We start from the raw sequence: 18,813 nt of genomic DNA on the forward strand, positions 1-18,813 counted from the left end.
GCTATGAAATCTGTAGCAAATACCGTCGCCGTCGTCGACTACGGCATGGGCAACCTGCACTCCGTGTCGCAGGCCGTGCGCCATGCGGCCGACCAGGTCGGCGTGGAGGTGTTCGTCACCTCCGACCCCGACGTGGTGCGCAAGGCCACCCGCGTGGTGCTGCCGGGGCAGGGCGCCATGCCCGACTGCATGCGCGAGCTGCGCGACTCCGGCCTGCACGAATCGGTGCTCGAGGCGGCGGCCAGCAAGCCGCTGTTCGGCGTGTGCGTGGGCATGCAGATGATGCTGTCGCGCAGCGACGAAGGCCCGACCGACGGCCTCGGCCTCATACCGGGCGAGGTCGTCAAGTTCGACCTGGCCGGGCGGCTGCAGGCCGACGGCAGCCGCTTCAAGGTGCCGCAGATGGGCTGGAACCAGGTTCGCCAGGCCCGCCCGCATGCGGTGTGGGCGGGTATTCCCGACCTGAGCTACTTCTACTTCGTGCACAGCTTCTACGCCCGGCCGGCCGACGCAGTGCACAGCGTCGGCGAGGCCGACTACGGCGCGAGCTTTACCGCAGCCATTGCACGCGATAACATTTTTGCAACCCAGTTCCACCCGGAGAAGAGTGCGGACCACGGGCTTCAGCTCTACCGAAACTTCCTCCACTGGAACCCATGACATGTTGCTCGCCCCCAGGCTGTGCGGCACTTCGTGTCCGCTTCGCCAACCCCCTACCGGGGGCGACACCAACGGCCCGGCCAAGCCGGTCCGTGGTGTCCTTGAAAAATTCCGCTCTCTTTTCTTGAACCCTCGCTCCTGCTGACCGGCACCATGCTCCTCATTCCCGCCATTGATCTCAAAGACGGCCACTGCGTTCGCCTCAAACAGGGCGACATGGACCAGTCCACCATCTTCAGCGAAGACCCCGCTGCCATGGCCCGCAAATGGGTCGAGGCCGGCGCGCGGCGGCTGCACCTGGTCGATCTGAACGGCGCCTTCGCGGGCAAGCCGCAGAACCACGCGGCGATCAAGGCGATCCTGAAAGAAGTGGGCGACGACATCCCGGTGCAGCTCGGCGGCGGCATCCGCGACCTCGACACCATCGAGCGCTACATCGACGACGGCCTGCGCTACGTGATCATCGGCACCGCCGCGGTCAAGAACCCGGGCTTCCTGAAAGACGCCTGCAGCGCCTTCGGCGGCCACATCATCGTTGGCCTGGACGCCAAGGACGGCAAGGTCGCCACCGACGGCTGGAGCAAGCTCACGGGCCACGAGGTGGCCGACCTGGGCAAGAAGTTCGAGGACTACGGCGTCGAGTCGATCATCTACACCGACATCGGCCGCGACGGCATGCTCTCTGGCATCAACATAGAGGCCACCGTCAAGCTGGCGCAGGCGCTGACCATTCCGGTGATCGCCTCTGGCGGCCTGTCGAACATGGCCGACATCGACAAGCTCTGCGCGGTCGAGTCCGACGGCGTCGAGGGCGTGATCTGCGGCCGCGCCATCTATTCGGGCGATCTCGACTTCGCCGCCGCGCAGGCCCGCGCGGACGAACTGGCAGCCTGACGCTTTCGCCGCGCAGCGCGTGCTTTCCGCGCTCGCCATCGCCAATTACCGCTCGCTGCGGCAACTGACGGTGCCGCTGGGCCGGCTCACGGTCGTGACCGGGGCCAACGGCAGCGGCAAGTCGAGCGTGTACCGGGCGATGCGGCTCTTGGCCGACATCGCCAACGGCGGGGTGATCCGTTCGCTGGTGCGCGAAGGCGGGCTGTCTTCCACGCTGTGGGCGGGGCCGGAGCGCTTCTCGGCGGCCATGATGCGCGGTGAACTGCCGGTGCAGGGCACCACGCGCAGCGAGCCGGTCGCGCTCAAGCTCGGCTTTGCCGGCACCACGGCCGAAGACTTCGGCTACGCCATCGACATCGGCCTGCCGCCGCCGGTGCCGTCGACGGCCTTCTCGCACGACCCTGAGATCAAGCACGAGGCCATCTGGAGCGGCCCGCTGCTGCGGCTGTCGACGCAACTGGTAGACCGCAAGGGCGCGGCGCTGCGACTGCGCGAAGGCAAGGGCTGGCAGGCCGTCGGCCGGCCGATCCCGGCCTTCGCCAGCATGATGACCGAGCACGCCGACCCGCGCGACGCGCCCGAGATGCTCACGCTGCGCGAGCAGATGCGCTCCTGGCGCTTCTACGACCACTTCCGCTCCGACGCCGAGGCGCCCGCCGCAGCTGGGCACCCGCACGCCGGTTCTCGCCAACGACGGCGCCGACCTGGCCGCGGCGCTGCAGACCATCCGCGAGATCGGCGACGGCGAAGCGCTCGACCGCGCGGTGGACGACGCTTTTCCGGGCGCCCGCGTGGAGGTGCGCGCCTTCGGCGACCGCTTCGAGACGCTGATGCACCAGCACGGCCTGCTCAGGCCCCTGATGGCCGCCGAACTGTCCGACGGCACGCTGCGCTACCTGCTGTGGATCGCGGCGCTGCTCACGCCGCGTCCGCCCGCGCTGCTGGTGCTCAACGAGCCCGAGACCAGCCTGCACCCCGACTTGCTTCCAGCCCTCGGCCGGCTCATCGCGCAGGCCGCGCGCGGCTCGCAGGTGATCGTGGTGTCGCACGCCGCGCGGCTGATTGCCGCGCTGGAGGACAGCGACGGCGTGCAGCCGGTGGTGCTGGAGAAACGGTTCGGCGAGACGCGCATCGCCAACCTCGACATGAGCGAGATCCCGCGCTGGGAGTGGCCGGCCCGCTGACGGCGGCCGCCGGGCGAAGGCTTACTCGGCCTTCACCGACATCGTCTGGATGATCGTCTGCAGCTGCGCGCTCATCGGCAGGTCGATGCTTTCCCCGGTCGGCAGCTTGCGCAGGAACCAGCGCTTGTACTGCCGCTCGATCTCGCCGTCTTCCGCCAGCACCTGGAAGGCGTCGACGACGACCTTGTTGAGCTGCGGATCGTCCTTGCGGTACATGATCCCGTAGGGGTCGTAGGAGAGGAAGTCGCCGACCACCTCGTAGCTGGCCCTGGCGGCGTCCTGCGCGATCAGGCCGTAGAGCAGCACGTCGTCGGTCGCGAAGGCATCGGCCTGCCCGCTCTTCACGAGCCCGAACGATTCCGCATGGTCGCGCGCCACCAGCAGGTCGATGCCGAGCTTGAACTTGGCCGACAGGTCGCGCAGCGTCTTCTCGTTGGTGGTGCCGGCCGTCACCGCCACCTTCTTGCCGGCGAGGTCGCGGAACGACTTGATCGGCGAGCCCTTGCGCACCAGCACCTTGGTGCCGGACACGAACATCGTCGGCGAGAAGCTCACGCGCTTCTGGCGTTCGAGGTTGTTGGTGGTCGAGCCGCACTCCAGGTCGACCTGGCCGTTCACGACCGCGTCGATGCGCGAATCAGAGGTAACGGGCACCCACTTGATGGCGAGGCTCTTGTCCACCGCGTCCTCGATGGCGCTCACCAGCGAGCGGCACAGCTCGATCGAATAGCCGATGGGTTCCTTGCGCGTGTTGAGGAACGAGAACGGCACCGACGACTCGCGGTAGCCGATGGCGATGGTGCCGCTGGCGCGCACCTTGGCCAGCGTGCCGGTGAGTTCCTGCGCCTGGGCGGCAACAGCCGCCGCGGCCAGCGCCACGGCCGCGAACAGCATGCCGATGCGTTTCATGGCGTAACGGCTCATGCGTGCGCCGGGTGGGCGAGGGTGGCGCTGGCCTCCTCGTCGAGCGCCTTGGCGTTGATCTCGGCGTCGCTCTCGGAGAGCAGTTCGCCTTCCCACTTGGCGACCACGGCCGTGGCGATGGAATTGCCCACCGCATTGGTGGCCGAGCGGCCCATGTCGAGGAAGGTGTCCACGCCCAGGATCAGCAGCAGGCCGGCCTCCGGAATGTCGAAATGGTTCAGGGTGGCGGCAATCACCACCAGCGAGGCGCGCGGCACGCCCGCCATGCCCTTGGAGGTGAGCATCAGGATCAGCAGCATCGTGACCTGCGTGCTGATCGGCATGTGGATGTCGTAGGCCTGGGCGATGAACAGCACGGCAAAGGTGCAGTACATCATCGAGCCGTCGAGGTTGAACGAATAGCCCATCGGCATCACGAAGCTGGAGATCTTGCGCTTGACGCCGAAGCGGTCGAGCGCCTGCAGGATCTTCGGATAGGCCGCCTCGGAGCTCGCGGTGGCAAAGGACAGCAGGAAGGCCTCCTTGATGAGCACCAGCAGCTTGAACACCCGAGGGCCCAGGAACAGGAAGCCCGCCAGCGTCAGCACGCCCCACAGCACGAACAGGCCCAGGTAGAAGTCGCCCATGAACACCGCGAACTTCAGCAGAATGCCCAGCCCGTTCACCGCCACCGTGGCGGCCATGGCCGCCAGCACCGCGAGCGGCGCGAGCTTCATGACGTAGCCGGTGATCTTGAGCATGGCGTGCGACAGCTCCTCGATGGCCGCCACCAGCGTCTTTGCCTTGTCGCCCAGCGAGGCGAGCGCCACGCCGAAGAACATCGAGAACACCACGATCTGCAGGATCTCGTTGTTGGCCATGGCCTCGACGAAGGACTTGGGCACCGTGTGGCTCACGAAGTCCTTCAGCGTGAACTTGGAGGTCGCGAGGTTGGCCGAGGCGCCGATGTCGGGCAGCGGCAGGCCCAGGTTCTCGCCGGGCTTGAGCAGGTTGGCCATGACCAGGCCGATCACCAGCGAGACCAGCGACGCGGTCAGGAACCATCCGATGGCCTTGCCGAAGACGCGGCCGACCGACTTGGCGTCGCCCATGTGCGCGATGCCCACCACCAGCGTGGAAAACACCAGCGGCCCGATCAGCATCTTGATGAGGCGCAGGAACACGTCCGAGACGATGGAGACGTAGTCGGCAATTTCCTTCGCGGCCTTCTTGTCCGGAAAGCTCGTGAAGATCATGTAGCCCACGAGGATACCGAGCACCATGGCGATCAGGATCCAGGCAGCCATCGGCAGCTTCTTTTTCATGCGTATCCCCTTTTGTCGTGTATGAGTATTTCTTCGGCCACAGGGTATCGAAGAAGCCCCATGGCACGCAATGGCTCCAGGGGCCCAATTCCATGCGGCTGCCTTGCGGCTGGTGCTGCCTACAATTCCTTGCATGGAAATCAGCTCGATCGAGTTTCGCGGCCAGCCCGCCGTATGCGCCCGTGGCGCCGACGGCAGCAGCCTCACCGTGGCGCTGCACGGCGCGCAAGTGCTCTCCTGGATCACGGCCGACGGGGTGGAAAGGCTTTACCTGAGCCCGCGCGCCATATTCGACGGGCAGGCGGCCATCCGCGGCGGCGTGCCGATATGTTGCCCGCAATTCAACCAGCGCGGCATGCTGCCCAAGCATGGTTTCATGCGCAACCTGCCTTGGGAAACCCAGGCTGCCCATACGCCCGAGACGCCTGACACCCTCAGGCTGACATTGCGCGACAGCGAAGCCACCCGCAAGCTCTGGCCGCACGCTTTCGAGGCACGGCTCGAAGCCACCCTGGCCGCCGGCAAGCTGCGCCTGGCGCTCACGCTGTTCAACACTGACCATGCACCCTGGACCTTCGCCGCGGCGCTGCACACCTACCTGCGGGTCGACGACATCGCCCAGGTGCGCCTCGAAGGGCTGCAGGGGGCCAACCGCTGGGATTCGCTGCGCGACGACCGCCATGTGGAAACCGCGCCGGCGTTGCATTTCGACGCCGAATTCGACAGCGTCTATGCCGCGCCGCCCAAGCCGCTGCGGCTGGTGCAGCCCGCCGGCACGCTCGAAATCTCTCAAAGCGCCAGTTGCACCGAAACCGTGGTCTGGAACCCCGGTGCCGTGCTGGGTGCGAAACTCGCCGACATGCCCGAAGAGGGCTTTCGCCACATGCTCTGTGTCGAGGCTGCCCGCATCGACGAGCCGGTGCTGCTGGCACCCGGCGCCCAATGGCAGGGCTGGCAACAGCTTTGCGTCTCCTGATTCTTTTCCGGTTCATCCCATGCTTGCCAAACGCATCATTCCCTGCCTCGACGTCACCGGCGGCCGAGTCGTCAAGGGCGTCAACTTCCTCGAACTGCGCGACGCCGGCGATCCGGTCGAGATCGCGGCGCGCTACAACGCGCAGGGCGCCGACGAGCTGACCTTCCTGGACATCACCGCCACCAGCGACGGCCGCGACCTGATCCTGCCGATCATCGAGGCCGTGGCTTCGCAGGTCTTCATTCCCCTGACCGTGGGCGGCGGCGTTCGCACCGTGGCCGACGTGCGCCGGCTGCTCAACGCGGGCGCCGACAAGACCAGCTTCAATTCGGCCGCCATCGCCGACCCGAACGTGATCGACGCCGCCTCGCAGAAATACGGCTCGCAGTGCATCGTGGTGGCCATCGATGCCAAGCGACGCACGCCGGAAGAAGCCGCCACGCGCGGCGCCGGCTGGGACGTCTACAGCCACGGCGGGCGCAAGAACACCGGCCTCGACGCCGTCGAGTGGGCCGCCGAGATGGTCCGCCGGGGCGCCGGCGAGATCCTGCTGACCAGCATGGACCGCGACGGCACCAAGAGCGGCTTCGACCTGGCGCTGACCCGTGCGGTGAGCGACGCGGTCGGCGTGCCGGTCATCGCCTCCGGCGGCGTGGGCAGCCTGGACGACCTGGCCGACGGCATCCAGAACGGCGGCGCCGACGCGGTGCTGGCCGCCAGCATCTTCCACTACGGCGAATTCACGGTCGGACAGGCCAAGGCCCGCATGGCGGAGCGCGGAATCCCCGTGCGCAGCTGAGCTTTTGAGGGTCTTTTTCTATCCCCGACAATATCTCCATGAACTGGCTCGATGAAGTGAAGTGGGACGCGAACGGCCTGGTGCCGGTCATCGCGCAGGAACAGGGCAGCAACGACGTCCTGATGTTCGCGTGGATGAACCGCGAAGCGCTCGAAAAGACCGCCGAACTGGGCCGCGCGGTGTATTTCAGCCGTTCGCGCAACAAGCTGTGGTTCAAGGGCGAGGAATCGGGCCATGTGCAGACCGTGCACGAGATCCGCCTCGACTGCGACAACGACGTGGTGCTGCTCAAGGTCACCCAGCTCGGCCACGAGCCCGGCATCGCCTGCCACACCGGCCGCCACAGCTGCTTCTTCAGCAAGTACGAAAACGGCAACTGGACCGTGGTCGAACCCGTATTGAAAGACCCGGAGTCGATCTACAAATGACGGCCACCGTGAGCAACGACAACACCTCCGACGCCCTGGCCCGGCTGGCCGCCGTCATCGAGACGCGCCTTCCCGCCCGCGGCGGCGACCCCGAGAAAAGCTACGTCGCGCGCCTGCTGCACAAGGGCCCCGACGCCTTCCTCAAGAAGATCGGCGAGGAAGCCACCGAGGTCGTGATGGCCGCCAAGGACGCCGACCATGGCGGGGATCGCTCGAAAATAGTGAACGAAGTGGCCGACCTTTGGTTCCACACCATGGTGGCGCTGGCGCACTACGGTTTTTCGCCGGCCGACGTGGTCGCGGAGCTGGAACGCCGCGAGGGAACCAGCGGCATCGAGGAAAAAGCCCTGCGCAAGGTGCAGCAGCGCAGCATCGAAGAAAAAGGCGGGGTCTCCGAATGAACGACATCACGACCATCGACGACTTCTCCTCGGGCAAGACGCCCGAGCAGCTCGAGAGCCTGCGCCAGATCACGCTGGCGGTCTACGTGCTGTATGCGCTGTCGTGGTTCACCGGCGGCCTCACGGGCATCGTGGGCATCGTGCTGAACTACATCAAGCGCGAGGACGCCGCGGGCACGCTCTACCAGAGCCATTTCACCTGGCAGATCCGCACCTTCTGGTGGGGGCTGTGCTGGTCCATCCTGGGGTTCATCACCATCTGGATCCTGGTCGGTTTCCCCATCCTCTTCGCCACCGCCGTGTGGATGATCTATCGGCTGGTCAAGGGCTGGCTGAACTGGAGCGAACGCAAGCCCATGGCTGTCTGAACATGTCACACGACCCCAACTGCATCTTCTGCAAAATCATCGAGGGCAAGATTCCCTCGCGCAAGGTCTACGAAGACGAAGACCTGTTCGGCTTCCACGACATCGCGCCCTGGGCGCCGGTGCACTTCATGCTGGTGCCCAAGAAGCACATCGCCTCCATGGCCCAGCTGACGCCCGACGACGCGGCCCTCATGGGCAAGATCATGACCCTGGCCCCCAGGCTGGCGCTGGAGCAGGGCTGCAAGCCCTATCCGGAAGGCGGCTTCCGGGTCGTGGTCAACACGGGCGCCGAGGGTGGGCAGGAAGTTCACCATCTCCATGTCCATGTCATGGGCGGTCCCCGGCCATGGCTTCGCGGCTGAGCGGCATTAAGCCAAACTGTCACATTACGCCCGACTAAAATCGGACACATTCTTAGGAGTCTTCCATGGGTTCTTTTTCCATCTGGCACTGGCTGATCGTGCTGCTCGTCGTGGTCATGATCTTCGGCACCAAGAAGCTGCGGAACATGGGTTCCGACCTTGGTGGCGCCGTAAAGGGCTTCAAGGACGGCATGAAGGACGGCAGCTCGTCCGATGCCGCCGCCCCGTCGGCCCCGGCCCAGCAAGTGACCGGCCAGCCGGCCAACGGCGACAAGTCGACGATCGACGTCGAAGCGCGCCAGAAGTCCTGAGCACGGTCCGCACGTGCTCGACCTCGGCATTGAGAAGCTGGCGCTGATCGGCGTCGTGGCGCTGATCGTCATCGGCCCGGAGAAGCTGCCGCGCGTGGCCCGCACCGTCGGCACCTTGCTAGGCAAGGCGCAGCGCTACGTCAACGACGTCAAGGCCGAAGTCAACCGCTCGATGGAGCTGGACGAACTGCGCAAGATGAAGACCACCGTGGAGGATGCGGCGCGCGACGTCGAGCACAGCATCCACACCGGTGCGAGCGACTTCGAAAAGCAGTTCTCCGGATCGGGCGAAACCCTCTCGGCGCTGGCCGAACCCGAGCCGCCACCGCCGCCGGAGTACAAGCACCCGCGCAAGAACTGGCGCCTGAAGCAGGGCGCCACGCCGCAGTGGTACAAGGCGCGCAACGGCGTGCGCACCAAGGCGCTGTCGGGCGCGGCGCGCGTTGCGCGCTTCCGTCCGCACACGATCAACAAGATCAACTAGCGCATCCACAACACCGCGTTCTGAGCGCGCCGCACGCCGGCCGACGTCACGCTATCTTCTTTTCCAATGGCCGATTCCGACAACAAGAACATAGACAAAGAAGACGAGCTGGCGGGCACCGAGCAGCCGTTCGTGGCGCATCTGGTCGAGCTTCGCGACCGCCTGCTCTACTGTGTCTACGGGCTCGTGGTCGCCGGCATCCTGCTGGCCATCTGGCCGGGCCCCGGCGGGCTGATCGACCTGATCGCCATGCCGATCAAGGCCCACATGCCGCACGACGCGAAGCTCATCGCCATCGGCGTGTTCTCGCCGTTCTTCGTACCGCTCAAGGTGCTGATGATGGCGGCCGTGCTGCTGGCGCTGCCCTGGCTCATGTACCAGGCGTGGATGTTCGTGGCGCCGGGCCTCTACAGCCACGAAAAGAAGTTCGCGCTGCCGCTGATCTTCTTCGGCAGCCTGCTGGCCTATGCGGGCATCGCCTTCGTGCAGCTCTTCGTGCTGGACAAGATGTTCAGCTTCATCCAGCGCTTCGCGCCCGCGGCGGTGCAGGCGACACCCGACATTTCCTCCTATGTGGAGGCCATTCTTTCGCTCTACATCGCGTTCGGCGTCGCCTTCCAGGTGCCGATCGTCGTGATGCTGCTGGTGCGCTTCGAGATGGTCACCATCGAGAAGCTGAAGTCCTTCCGCGGCTACTTCATCGTGGTGGCCTTCGTGGTGGCCGCGGTGCTCACGCCGCCCGACGTGGTGTCGCAGCTGGCCCTGGCGGTGCCCATGTGCCTGCTGTACGAAGTCGGCATCATCGGCGCCAAGTATTTCGCCAGCAGCGGCAAGAAGCAGGAAGACGAAGAAAGCGCCGACTCCGCATCATCCAGCTGATTCCCTGGATGGGATCGCCGCAGGCGATCCCAAAGCCCGGAACACCGAGGAACCGGCTCAGCCGGGCCTCAGGTGTTGCCCCCGGTAGGGGGAAGGCGAAGCGGACACGAAGTGCCGCGCAGCCTGGGGGCGAGCCTATTCATTTGGCACTTGCCGCACCGGGCTCTTCGGCCGCAGGCCCGGCGTCACGTCCAGTTCCATCTTGTCGCTGCCGCGCTGCAGCGCGAAGCGCGAGGTGCTGCCTGGCTTCAGGCCGGCCACCGCGGTCAGCAGCGCCTGCACGTTGTCCGTCTTCTTTTCGCCCACCGACGTGATCACGTCGCCCGGGCGGATGCCGGCCTTGGCCGCGGGGCCGTTCTGCAGCACGCCGGTGATGATCACGCCCGAGTCGGCCTTCACGCCGAAAGTCTCGGCCAGCTCGGGCGAGAGGTCGCTCGGCTCCACGCCGATCCAGCCGCGGCGCACCTGGCCTTCCTTGACGATGCCCTCGAGCACGATCTTGGCCATCGACACCGGAATCGCGAAGCCGATGCCCATGCTGCCGCCCGAGCGCGAGTAGATCGCCGTATTGATGCCCTGCAGGTTGCCGTTGACGTCGATCAGCGCGCCGCCCGAGTTGCCGGGGTTGATGGCCGCGTCGGTCTGGATGAAGTTCTCGAAATTGTTGATGCCGAGCTGGTTGCGGCCCAGCGCCGAGACGATGCCGCTGGTCACGGTCTGGCCCACGCCGAAGGGGTTGCCGATGGCCAGCACCTGGTCGCCCACCTGCAGTGCGTCGGAGTCGCCCAGCACGATCACCGGCAGCTTGTCGAGCTCGATCTTCAGCACGGCCAGGTCGGTGTCGGGGTCGGTGCCGATCACCTTGCCGCGCGCGTGGCGGCTGTCGTTGAGCGTCACTTCGATCTCGTCGGCGCCTTCGACCACGTGGTTGTTGGTGAGGATGTAGCCGTCGGTGCTGACGATCACGCCGCTGCCCAGGCCCACCTGGGGCTGGTCGTCCTGGTCGCCGAAGAAGAAGCGGAACCACGGATCGTTGCTGCGCGGATGGCGCTGGGCCGCCTTGCTGGTGTTGATGCTCACCACCGCCGGCGACGCCTTCTTGGCCGGCGCGGCCAGGCTGCCGGGCGTTGCGATGGCGGCGCTGCCCGTGGGCGCCTGCACGACCGACACCACGCCGCCCAGCGAGGTCGAGCGCTTGTTGAGCCATTCGGGCTTGAGCGTCGCGACGACGAAGTACGCCGCGAGCAGGACGGTCACGGCTTGGGCAAAAAGCAGCCAGGTACGTTTCATGAAGACTTGATGGGAAGACGTTCGAAGAGCGCCATTCCAGGCGCGGCACTGCCTGCGATTGTCCCTCAACGGCACGGCCCATAAACCGCGCCGGGCGGTCGAGATTGGGGCCGGCGGGCTGCGGGAATCCGGGATAACCCTTAGCATCCCGCGTCGGTTCCGATCCGGGCCGTGTTTTCCAGGCCTCCCGCGCTGCCCACCCGGCGGATGCGGCTAGGCGTTTCGTCGGCGCGCCGCCTCCCGTTCCCACCCGGTCTTGCGGACCGGTGCGCGCAGCAACGATTTCTCCGTCAGCCATGACCCCAGAAGCAACCCTCCCGGACGGCGCGCAGCCGGCGCCGGCACGCACGCTCGACTCGAGCGACTACAAGACCCTGGCCCTGTCCGCCCTCGGCGGCACGCTGGAGTTCTACGACTTCGTCATCTACGTCTTCTTCGCCACCGTGCTGGGGGCGCTGTTCTTCCCGGTGGACATGCCCGACTGGCTGCGTCAGCTGCAGACCTTCGGCATCTTCGCGGCCGGCTATCTGGCGCGCCCGGTGGGCGGCATCGTCATAGCGCATTTCGGCGACATCTTCGGCCGCAAGCGCATGTTCACGCTGTCGATCTTCCTGATGGCGGCGCCCACGCTGGTGATCGGCCTGCTGCCGACCTACGCGAGCATCGGCGTGGCGGCGCCCCTGCTGCTGTTGCTGATGCGCGTGCTGCAGGGCGCGGCCATCGGCGGCGAAATGCCGGGCGCCTGGGTGTTCGTGGGCGAGCATGTGCCGGCCAGGCGCTACGGCTTCGGCATCGGCATGCTGACCTCGGGCATCACCGGCGGCATCCTGCTGGGCTCGCTGATCGCGGTGGCCATCAACCGCCACTATTCGCCCGACCAGGTGAGCGACTTCGCCTGGCGCATTCCGTTCGTCCTGGGCGGGGTGTTCGGGCTGGTGTCGGTGTACCTGCGCCGCTTCCTGCACGAGACGCCGGTGTTCAAGGAACTGGCCGGCCGCCGCAGCGTGGCGCGCGAACTGCCGCTGCGCACGGTGCTGCGCGAGCACCGGCTGGCCTGCGTCTACGTGGCGCTGCTGACCTGGGTGCTGTCGGCCGCCATCGTGGTGGTGGTGCTCTACACGCCCACCTACCTGCAGAAGGTGCACCACATCCCGGCCGCGTTGTCGCTCGAGGCCAATGCGCTCGCCACGCTGACCCTGACGCTGGGCTGCATGCTCGCGGGCTGGGCCAGCGACCGCGCCGGCACGCGCACCGTGATGCTCGTCGGCTGGGGCGGCCTGTTCGCCACGGCCTATCTGTTCTACACGGGCCTGCCAGGCACGCCCGCCACGCTGTTCTGGCACTACGGGCTGGTCGGCCTGTTCGTGGGCACCATCGCCACGGTGCCGATCGCGGGCGTGCGCGCGTTCCCGGCGCCGGTGCGGTTCACCGGCCTTTCGTTCGCCTACAACATGTCCTATGCGGTGTTCGGCGGGCTCACGCCGGTGATCCTCACGCTCTGGCTGCAGCACGACACCATGGCGCCGGCGCACTACGTGGCGGTGCTGGGCTTCCTGCTTGCGTTCCTGCCGCTTGCCGTGCGCGGCCATGCCATGCGCGACGGCGCGGCGCCCGCGGGGCGCGCGACAATGTCGCGATGAGCACCACCCGCCACGAACTGCTTCACGCATTCGACCTGCTGCTCGCCCCCGGGCGCTTCAAGGATTACGGACCCAACGGCCTGCAGGTCGAGGGGCGCACCGTGGTCCGCAAGATCGTCTCGGGCGTGACCGCCAGCCGCGCGCTGATCGAAGCCGCCATCCGCGCCGAAGTCGACGCCATCTTCGTCCACCACGGCCTGTTCTGGCGCGGCCAGAGCGGCTGCGTCACCGGCTGGATGAAGCAGCGCCTGAGCCTGCTGCTCGGCCACGACATCAACCTGTTCGCCTACCACCTGCCGCTCGATGCGCACCCGGAGCTCGGCAACAACGCGCAGCTCGGCCTGCAATTGGGGCTCGTCGCGCATCCCGGCGCCACCGGGCGCTTCGGCGAACAGGAGTTGGGTTTCCTGGGCACGCGCGAAAACGCAGAGGGCTTTGCCGATGCCAAGGCGCTCGCGGCCCACGTGGAGGGCGTGCTGAAGCGGCCCGTCACGCTGCTCGATACGGCGCAGCGTCCCATCAAGACCGTCGCCTGGTGCACGGGCGGCGCCCAGGGCTACTTCGAGGCCGCCATCGCGGCCGGTGCCGACGCCTTCATCACCGGCGAGATCTCCGAGCCGCAGGCCCACTACGCGCGCGAGATGGGCGTGGCCTTCCTGGCCTGCGGGCACCACGCCACCGAGCGCTATGGCGCGCAGGCGGTGGCCGGGCACGTGGCCGCGCAACTCGGGCTGGTGCACGAGTTCATCGACATCGACAACCCGGCATGAGCGCAGTGAACAGCCCCATCGCCATCACCCTGGGCGACCCCGCGGGCATCGGCCCGGAGATCATCGCCAAGGCGTTTCGCGAGGCGCCCGATGCCACGCGCGGCACTTTCGTTGCGGGCGACGTTGGCACGATGCGCCAGGCCTCGCAGGGGCTGGCTGCACCGGGCGAGCCGGCTTGGCCGGTGCTCGAGATCGGCTCCGTCGCCGAGGCGGCCGCCGTGCCGCCGCGCTGCATCCCGGTGCTGCAGGTGATCGCGCCGCCTTCGGGCATCGAGATCGGCCGGGTCAGTGCCGAGGCCGGGCGCGTGGCGGGCGAATGCGTGGTGTGGGCCGCGCGGGCGGCGTTGCGCGGCGAGGTCGCCGCCATCGTGACCGCGCCGCTGCACAAGGAGGCGCTGTCCGCCGCCGGCTTTCCGTATCCCGGCCATACCGAGCTGCTGCAGGCCGAGGCCGCCGCGCACCTGGGCCGCACCGTGGCCGACGTGCCGGTGCGCATGATGCTGGCCAACGACGAGCTGCGCACCGTGCTCGTCAGCATCCATATGTCGCTGCGACAGGCCATCGAGGCCGTTTGCTTCGAGGGCGTGCTCGAAACGCTGCGCATCACGCACCGGGCGCTGACGCATGCGCTGGGCCGCGTGCCGCGCATCGGCGTGGCGGGCCTCAATCCGCATGCGGGCGAAGGCGGGCTGTTCGGTTCGGAGGAGCGCGAGGTCATCGTGCCGGCCATCGACGCCGCGCGCGCAGAAGGCATCGACGCCCACGGGCCCTATGCGCCCGACACCGTGTTCATGCGCGCGCGCGCCAAGGGCGGCGTGCCGTCCAGCGGCGAATTCGACGTGGTGATTGCGATGTACCACGACCAGGGCCTGATCCCGGTCAAGTACCTGGGCGTGGAGAAGGGCGTGAACGTGACGCTCGGGCTGCCGCTGGTGCGCACCAGCCCCGATCACGGCACCGCGTTCGACATCGCGGGCACGGGGCAGGCCGATGCGTCCAGCCTCATCGAGGCATTGCGCATGGCCCGAGCCCTCAGGGGCGTTTGAGGCTGTCGCGGATCTCGCGCAGCAGAATCACGTCTTCAGGGGTTGCGGGCGCGGCGGCCGGTGCCGGCTCTTCGCTGCGCTTCAGGCGGTTGATCTGCTTGACCATCATGAAGATGATGAAGGCCAGGATCACGAAGTTGACCGCGATGGTGATGAAGTTGCCATAGGCCAGCACGGGAACGCCGGCTTTCTTCAGGTCGGCCAGCGTGTTCGCCACGCCGGCCGGCGCGGTGCCCAGCACCACGTAGAGGTTGGAGAAGTCGAGCTTCCCGAACACCAGGCCCACCAGCGGCATGATGATGTCGGCCACGAGCGAATCGACGATCTTGCCGAACGCGCCGCCGATGATCACGCCGACCGCGAGGTCGATCACGTTGCCCTTGACGGCAAATTCCTTGAATTCACTGAGGATGCTCATGATTCAAAAGGCTGCTGGAGCTCTGCTGTTGAAGGAGAGCCGAGTATGCCCGCGATTGCTCACTTCTCCAGCGGGCACGGCGCAACGTCGACGTGCGCGGCAGGCAACCCTTCACGGTTGCGCGCGGCAATCTGCCTGAAGCCGTCCTCGAGATGCCGCACGAAGCGCGGCGTGTCGAAATAGCCGCGCCGCGCTTCCTTGGCCGCCGCCAGCCGCGCACGCAGCGCCGCGAGTTCGTCGGGGTGCGTGGCGTAGTGGACCGCCTTGTCCACGTATTCCGCATGGTTCGTGGCCACCAGCTCCGGCAGGCCGATGGCGCCCAGCAGGCTGCCTGCCATGCGCGACACCATCGTCGAGCCCGTGAGCGCCAGCAGCGGCACGCCCGACCACAGCACGTCGTTCGCGGTGGCGCCGCTGCTGTAGGGGAAGGTGTCGATGAACAGGTCGGCCAGGCCGATGCGCGCCAGGTGCTGGTCGACCGGCATGCGCGGCGACACGATGAGGCGCTCGGCCGCGAGGCCGGCCTTTTCCCAGTGCGCGCGCAAGTTCTGCTCGAAGCCGTTCGGCCCCTGCGCGAGCCAGAGCACCGAGCCCGGGATGCCCTCCACGATGCGAACCCACGCGTCGAAGGTCTCGGGCTGGATCTTGAAGGACTGCGAGAAATTGCACAGCACGAACGCGTCTTCCGGCAGGCCGTGCGCCGCGCGCGTGGCCTTGTGCGGATTGACGGGGCGCTTCGTGTCGATCACCTGGAAGGTCTCGGGCAGGCGCAGCAGCTTCTCGGTGTAGCAGTCTTCCGTGCCTTGCGGCGAAAGAAAGTTGTCCGACACCAGGTAGTCGTAGTTGGTCGAGCCGCTGGTGCCCATGTAGCCGAGCCACATGAGCTGGGCGGGGGCCGTGTGGTAGGCCATGACCTGAGGCTTGGCGCCGCGCGTGTCGCCCGAGAGGTCGATCAGGATGTCGATCTCGTCCTCGCGGATGCGCTCGGCCATCTGCTGGATCGACTGGCCGTGCATGTCGACGAAATGCTCCGCCGACGCCGCGATGCGCGCGCGCGCCGGGTGGCCGTCGTCGGGGCCGTAGGAGTACACGAAGATCTCGAAATCCTTGCGGTCGTGCAGCCCGTAGAGCTCGGCCGTCAGGTGCGCCACCGGGTGGTTGCGGAAGTCGAAGGAGTAGTAGCCCACGCGGATGCGCGGCGATGTGCGGCGCGCGCCGGCGTCGGCGAAGGGCTTGATGGCCGAGGCCTTCTGGGCCACCGTGGCGGAGCGCCGGGTCCAGTGCATCAGCCGGCGGGCGTCGTCGTAGTTCGACATCAGGATGAAGGACGACACCGCCTGGTCGTTGGCCGGGTTGTCCAGGTGCGAGGCAATGCGCGCGCGCAGTTCGGGCACGCCGTCCCAGTGCGCGATGTGCGCCTTTTCTCCGAGCATCCACACCATGGCGGGCATGAAGGCCGGGTCGTCACGCAGGCATTGTTCGAACTCGGCGATCGCCGCCTCCGACTGGCCGGCCATCACGTAGGTCACGCCGAGGTTGCAACGTGCGAGCACCTGGCGCGGGTGCGCCTCCAGCGCCTTCCTGAGCACTTCGATGGCCTTGTCGTAGTCACCGAGGCGGAAGTTCACCGTGCCCAGGTTGTTCAGCAGCAGTTCGTTCTCGGGCAGGCTTTCGAGCGCCAGCTTGTAGAGCTCGGCCGATTCGTCGAAGCGCATCGACGCGCCCTCGAGCGTGCCGCAAACGCCATAGAGCGCCGCGATGCCCTCGGGGTCCGACAGCACCTTGTGCCGGTCTTCTGCGGACCAGTTGCGCATGGCGTGCTGCATCGGCGCAATGGCTTCGTCGGCGCGGCCGCCGTCGAGCAGCGCCCTGGCCAGCAGGTACGACGCCTCGAAGTCCAGCGGGTCGGCCGCGGCCTGTGCGAGCGAATCCAGCGCGCCCGACCAGTCTTTTTGATGCGCGCGGATCTTGCCGATGTTCTTGTGCGCGGTGGTGTATTTCGGGTCGAGCTTCAGCGCCTGCATGAACTGCCCGAGCGCCTCGTCGAAGCGGTTCTGCTCCATGTCGATCGCACCGGCGTTGTTCCATGCGGCAGGCGCCAGCGGTGCGAGCCGCGTGGCCTGCGACGCGGCGTCTCGCGCCTGGCGGAACTTCTTCTGCTGGCGATAGACCGCCGACAGGTTCACGTAGGCCTCGGGGTAGTGGGGCAGCGCCTTGATCGCGCGGCTCAGGTCCTGCTGCGCCTCGGCCAGCAGGCCCAGGTGCATGAAGATGGTTGCGCGCGTGTTGAAGTAGAACGGGTGTTGCGACTGCGCGATGGCGCGGTTCACGTAGTTCAGTGCCAGCCGGGGGCGGCCCTGGCGGTAGAGCGCCTCGCCCGTGAGGTGCAGTGCGTCGGCATGTCCCGGCACGCGGGCGAGCAGGTCGTCATAGACCTGCAGGGCTTCAGCGAAACGGCCTGTGCGATGCAGCGTCAGGCCCTGCTCCAGGAGGCGGCCGGCATCTTCCGCGGACAGGGAGGGCGAAGGGGCGAGTGCAGATGAGTTCATGAGGCCGTGGAAGGAACGGGTCAGGAGGTCAGCCGGGACGCGCCGACCTCGATGCAGATGCAGAAAAGCCGGCTCCCCAGTATAGGGGCCGGCTTTCTTTCTTCATGGCTGGCGCGGGGGAAGCGGACGCCATGCCGCTGCCGCGCCAGGCGCGCTTCTTACCAGGACCAGGAAGCGCCCACGCCGCCGCCGATCTTGCCGCTCTGGCCGGTGCCGACGTTCACCTTGATCTGCGACGACTCGCCGAGGCGGAAGCTGACCGCCGCAGCGATGGCCGAGCGACCGTCGTACGAGCCGACGCCGACCCCCACGCCGAACTGCTTGCCGGCCTCCAGCGCAGGCACCGAGGCCGCCGCCAATGCGATCGCGGCACCCGTGCTGCCGGTCTTGCGCGCGTCCTGCGTCTCGGCCCGCACCTGGTTCAGCTGCTGCATGTTCGCCGCGTCCGTGGGCAGGATGCCGGGCGCCACGTTCTGCACGCGGCCGTTCGCGACCACGCCGTTGCCCGCCGTGACCGTGCCGCCGGCCGTCACGTTGCCCGTCACGTTGACCGTGCCCGCGTTCAACGTCGTGACGTTGCCCGTCACCGCGTTGATCGTGGTGATGTTGCCGGTCTGCGTGTTGAGCACCGTGATGTTGCCGTTGGCCGCGGTGATCGTCTGGAAGTTGCCGTTGGTGGCGTTGACCGTGCCCGCATTCACCGTGCTTGCGTTCACCGTCGTGGCGCTCATCGAGTTGGCGGTCAGTGCGTTGACGGTGGCGCTGGCAGCCGACAGGTTGGTGGTGCTCACGTTGGTGGCGTTCAACGTGTTGATCGTGCCGTTGCTTGCCGTGAGGTTCACGGTGCCCACGCTGGTTGCGTGCACGGTGCCGGCGGTGATGCTGGCGGAGCTCAGCGTGTTGATCGTGCCGTTGCTGGCCGTGAGGTTGGTGGCGCCGACGCTGGTCGCGTTGACGGTACCGGCGCTGATGTTGGTGGAAGTCAGGCTGGTGATCGTGCCGTTTGCCGCGGTGAGGTTGGTGGTGCCGACGCTGGTCGCGTTGACGGTGCCGGCGCTGATGCTGGTGGAAGTCAGGCTGGTGATCGTGCCGTTTGCTGCGGTGAGATCGGTGGTGCCGACGCTGG

20 protein-coding genes and 1 pseudogene are annotated in these 18,813 nt (G+C 67.2%); 15 read left to right on the plus strand and 6 right to left on the minus strand.

Going from position 1 to position 18,813, the window contains the following annotated elements; genetic code table 11:
- Positions 1-3 precede the first annotated feature (3 nt).
- From hisH to AC1RVW_RS14310, 3 genes and pseudogenes are all read left to right on the plus strand, one after another.
- On the plus strand, positions 4-660 hold the full coding sequence (gene hisH, locus AC1RVW_RS14300; protein WP_493200624.1) for an imidazole glycerol phosphate synthase subunit HisH: 657 nt from the start codon (positions 4-6) through the stop codon (positions 658-660).
- A 153-nt stretch (positions 661-813) separates the two neighbouring features.
- A complete protein-coding gene (gene hisA / locus AC1RVW_RS14305) occupies positions 814-1,554 on the plus strand; it encodes a 1-(5-phosphoribosyl)-5-[(5-phosphoribosylamino)methylideneamino]imidazole-4-carboxamide isomerase (RefSeq protein WP_106935539.1) in 741 nt (246 codons plus the stop codon).
- A 19-nt stretch (positions 1,555-1,573) separates the two neighbouring features.
- Positions 1,574-2,738, plus strand: a pseudogene (locus AC1RVW_RS14310) (AAA family ATPase).
- Positions 2,739-2,759: 21 nt separating this feature from the next.
- Here the strand turns inward: AC1RVW_RS14310 and AC1RVW_RS14315 are convergent.
- Both AC1RVW_RS14315 and AC1RVW_RS14320 read right to left on the minus strand, forming a co-directional pair.
- Complete coding sequence (locus AC1RVW_RS14315; protein ID WP_409194995.1) at positions 2,760-3,647, minus strand: amino acid ABC transporter substrate-binding protein; 888 nt, start codon at positions 3,645-3,647, stop codon at positions 2,760-2,762.
- Positions 3,648-3,658: 11 nt separating this feature from the next.
- Positions 3,659-4,966, minus strand: coding sequence for a dicarboxylate/amino acid:cation symporter (locus AC1RVW_RS14320; protein WP_081266440.1), 1,308 nt, complete (start codon positions 4,964-4,966; stop codon positions 3,659-3,661).
- A gap of 133 nt (positions 4,967-5,099) precedes the next feature.
- On the opposite strand from AC1RVW_RS14320, the gene AC1RVW_RS14325 reads away from it, so the two are divergent.
- The 9 genes from AC1RVW_RS14325 (at position 5,100) to tatC (ending at position 9,974) form a co-directional block, all read left to right on the plus strand.
- Positions 5,100-5,942 carry a D-hexose-6-phosphate mutarotase gene (locus tag AC1RVW_RS14325; RefSeq protein WP_493200627.1) on the plus strand — a complete coding sequence of 281 codons (843 nt, stop codon included), beginning with the start codon at positions 5,100-5,102 and terminating at the stop codon, positions 5,940-5,942.
- A gap of 19 nt (positions 5,943-5,961) precedes the next feature.
- Positions 5,962-6,741 (plus strand): imidazole glycerol phosphate synthase subunit HisF, encoded by a 780-nt coding sequence (gene hisF / locus AC1RVW_RS14330; protein ID WP_081266438.1) that lies wholly within the window; start codon positions 5,962-5,964, stop codon positions 6,739-6,741.
- Between the two features lie 38 nt (positions 6,742-6,779).
- The gene (gene hisI / locus AC1RVW_RS14335) at positions 6,780-7,169 is read left to right on the plus strand and encodes a phosphoribosyl-AMP cyclohydrolase (RefSeq protein ID WP_081266437.1); all 390 of its coding nucleotides are present in this window, start codon (positions 6,780-6,782) and stop codon (positions 7,167-7,169) included.
- Positions 7,166-7,570: a phosphoribosyl-ATP diphosphatase gene (locus AC1RVW_RS14340; RefSeq protein ID WP_081266436.1), complete on the plus strand. Its 405-nt coding sequence runs from the start codon at positions 7,166-7,168 to the stop codon at positions 7,568-7,570. The genes hisI and AC1RVW_RS14340 overlap by 4 nt, the downstream gene beginning before the upstream one ends.
- Positions 7,567-7,938, plus strand: coding sequence for a DUF4870 family protein (locus AC1RVW_RS14345; RefSeq protein WP_081266435.1), 372 nt, complete (start codon positions 7,567-7,569; stop codon positions 7,936-7,938). The genes AC1RVW_RS14340 and AC1RVW_RS14345 overlap by 4 nt, the downstream gene beginning before the upstream one ends.
- A gap of 2 nt (positions 7,939-7,940) precedes the next feature.
- Complete coding sequence (locus tag AC1RVW_RS14350; protein WP_081266434.1) at positions 7,941-8,300, plus strand: histidine triad nucleotide-binding protein; 360 nt, start codon at positions 7,941-7,943, stop codon at positions 8,298-8,300.
- A 65-nt stretch (positions 8,301-8,365) separates the two neighbouring features.
- Positions 8,366-8,611, plus strand: coding sequence for a Sec-independent protein translocase subunit TatA (gene tatA / locus AC1RVW_RS14355; RefSeq protein WP_106935533.1), 246 nt, complete (start codon positions 8,366-8,368; stop codon positions 8,609-8,611).
- Between the two features lie 13 nt (positions 8,612-8,624).
- Complete coding sequence (tatB, locus tag AC1RVW_RS14360; RefSeq protein ID WP_081266432.1) at positions 8,625-9,095, plus strand: Sec-independent protein translocase protein TatB; 471 nt, start codon at positions 8,625-8,627, stop codon at positions 9,093-9,095.
- Positions 9,096-9,161: 66 nt separating this feature from the next.
- On the plus strand, positions 9,162-9,974 hold the full coding sequence (tatC, locus tag AC1RVW_RS14365; protein ID WP_081266431.1) for a twin-arginine translocase subunit TatC: 813 nt from the start codon (positions 9,162-9,164) through the stop codon (positions 9,972-9,974).
- 135 nt (positions 9,975-10,109) lie between these two features.
- Here tatC and AC1RVW_RS14370 read toward each other — a convergent pair whose 3' ends face one another.
- A complete protein-coding gene (locus tag AC1RVW_RS14370; RefSeq protein WP_493200632.1) occupies positions 10,110-11,264 on the minus strand; it encodes a S1C family serine protease in 1,155 nt (384 codons plus the stop codon).
- Between the two features lie 296 nt (positions 11,265-11,560).
- Between AC1RVW_RS14370 and AC1RVW_RS14375 the strand changes: the two genes are divergently transcribed.
- From AC1RVW_RS14375 to pdxA, 3 genes are read left to right on the plus strand one after another with little or no spacing between them, the layout of a single operon-like run.
- Positions 11,561-12,904 (plus strand): MFS transporter, encoded by a 1,344-nt coding sequence (locus tag AC1RVW_RS14375; RefSeq protein ID WP_493200633.1) that lies wholly within the window; start codon positions 11,561-11,563, stop codon positions 12,902-12,904.
- The gene (locus AC1RVW_RS14380; RefSeq protein ID WP_493200635.1) at positions 12,901-13,674 is read left to right on the plus strand and encodes a Nif3-like dinuclear metal center hexameric protein; all 774 of its coding nucleotides are present in this window, start codon (positions 12,901-12,903) and stop codon (positions 13,672-13,674) included. Before AC1RVW_RS14375 ends, AC1RVW_RS14380 begins: the two co-directional genes overlap by 4 nt.
- Positions 13,671-14,720, plus strand: a complete 1,050-nt coding sequence (gene pdxA, locus AC1RVW_RS14385) for a 4-hydroxythreonine-4-phosphate dehydrogenase PdxA (RefSeq protein WP_493200637.1) — start codon at positions 13,671-13,673, stop codon at positions 14,718-14,720. The genes AC1RVW_RS14380 and pdxA overlap by 4 nt, the downstream gene beginning before the upstream one ends.
- Here the strand turns inward: pdxA and mscL are convergent.
- From mscL to AC1RVW_RS14400, 3 genes are all read right to left on the minus strand, one after another.
- Positions 14,707-15,138: a large conductance mechanosensitive channel protein MscL gene (gene mscL / locus AC1RVW_RS14390; RefSeq protein ID WP_081266427.1), complete on the minus strand. Its 432-nt coding sequence runs from the start codon at positions 15,136-15,138 to the stop codon at positions 14,707-14,709. The genes pdxA and mscL overlap by 14 nt on opposite strands.
- 59 nt (positions 15,139-15,197) lie before the next feature.
- Positions 15,198-17,687: a tetratricopeptide repeat protein gene (locus AC1RVW_RS14395; RefSeq protein ID WP_493200639.1), complete on the minus strand. Its 2,490-nt coding sequence runs from the start codon at positions 17,685-17,687 to the stop codon at positions 15,198-15,200.
- A gap of 158 nt (positions 17,688-17,845) precedes the next feature.
- Positions 17,846-18,813: YadA-like family protein (locus tag AC1RVW_RS14400; RefSeq protein ID WP_493200641.1), on the minus strand; the 968-nt coding region annotated here is incomplete at its 5' end.

This window comes from Variovorax sp. MPBD4-3 (assembly GCF_058809745.1).